The 1312-nt window shown below is 34.8% G+C and carries 2 protein-coding genes; both read left to right on the top strand.

The window, feature by feature from the left end:
* A partial coding sequence (locus tag AB0N14_RS40200) for a bacteriocin secretion accessory protein (protein WP_366030624.1) occupies positions 1-966 on the top strand: 966 nt, incomplete at its 5' end.
* A gap of 93 nt (positions 967-1059) precedes the next feature.
* The gene (locus tag AB0N14_RS40205; RefSeq protein WP_021214955.1) at positions 1060-1185 is read left to right on the top strand and encodes a lactococcin family bacteriocin; all 126 of its coding nucleotides are present in this window, start codon (positions 1060-1062) and stop codon (positions 1183-1185) included.
* Positions 1186-1312 lie beyond the last annotated feature (127 nt).

Consider the following 1312-nt stretch of genomic DNA (forward strand, 5'->3'; position numbering starts at 1 on the left):
CTTGAAGCAACCATTCAAAAATCGAATCAAGCGGTAGAAGACCAAAATAAAAGTACCGAGAGTCAAAAGCAAGCTATTCAAAATCAGGTGGCAACACTCCAACAGGCTATTCAGAATTACTCTGAAATCGAAAATGCGGTATCGAGTGGTGGTGGAGTTTCACAAGATAATCCCTACCTCTCTCAATATAACAGTTACCAAGCGCAACAAGCGACTTTAGAGGCCGATTTAAAAAATCAAAAAAATCCAGATGAAACTGCTAAGCAAGCGACTAAAAGTCAAGAGGAGTCTTTAAAAAGTCAATTTTTATCAGGTTTAGCTTCGAGTAAAGACAGCTTAAAAAGCCAAATTCAATCCTTTAATGTGCAAGAAAGTAGCTTAACAGGAAGTAATGCTTATGATAATAGCCAATCTAGTCAAATCTTAACTTTAAAAACCCAGGCACTTTCAGCTTCAAATAAAGAAATGACAGACCTAAATAGTACCCTTACTGATTTAGAAACAAAAATTAGCTTGCAAAAACAAGATGACCAGTACAGTCAAGTTTTTGCGGAACAGACTGGAGTCCTGCATGTGCTCCCAGATATTTTAGGGATGAAAAAGATTCCGATTGGAACACCTATCGCAGAAATCTATCCTTTATTAAAGGCAGAAACACAAGTTAATCTGACAAGTTATATCCCAAGTACTCAAATTTCTGGAATGAAAGTCGGTCAAAAAGTTAGATTTACAGTACAGCAAAATTTACCTAAACCAGAGATATTAACTGGTATCATTAAACAAATTGATAGCGCCCCAACCGCCTTTAAAGAGGAAAATGCTTATAAAGTTTCTGCGACAACCGCTATCAATGCAAAAGACCTCCCAAATATAAGGTATGGCTTGCAAGGAAAAACGGTGACCATTATTGGAAAGAAAACTTATTTCAATTACTTTTTAGATAAAATTATGGGGAGGACTTCATAATTTAAGGGCTTCATTTGTAATTGTGCGAAAATTCTTGCATTTATGTTTTTTTCGGAGTATACTGACATTATTAAAATATAAGGAGATTTACAAATGAAAAATCAATTGAATTTTGAAGTTGTTTCAGACGAAGAATTGCTCACTACAAGTGGGGGGCAAAATTCTCAACAAGGAGAAGGTGGTGGCTACGGTTCTTCAAATGACACATGGGGCGGTTAGAATCTACCTTGGTCTTCTTTTAATGGTAAATAATTACTATTAGCAATAAAGATAGAAAAACTCCATTTTTATTTCTAAATGGAGCTTTTCTATTAAATCATCTTAAATATTTGACTTTCGAGATTTA

Source organism: Streptomyces sp. NPDC051104 (assembly GCF_040682835.1).
GTDB lineage: Bacteria > Actinomycetota > Actinomycetes > Streptomycetales > Streptomycetaceae > Streptomyces > Streptomyces cynarae.

What these genes read in the sequence shown, in the direction of transcription:
- AB0N14_RS40205 (WP_021214955.1), top strand. Translation starts at nt 1,060, where the DNA reads ATGAAAAATCAATTGAATTTTGAAGTTGTTTCAGACGAAGAATTGCTC.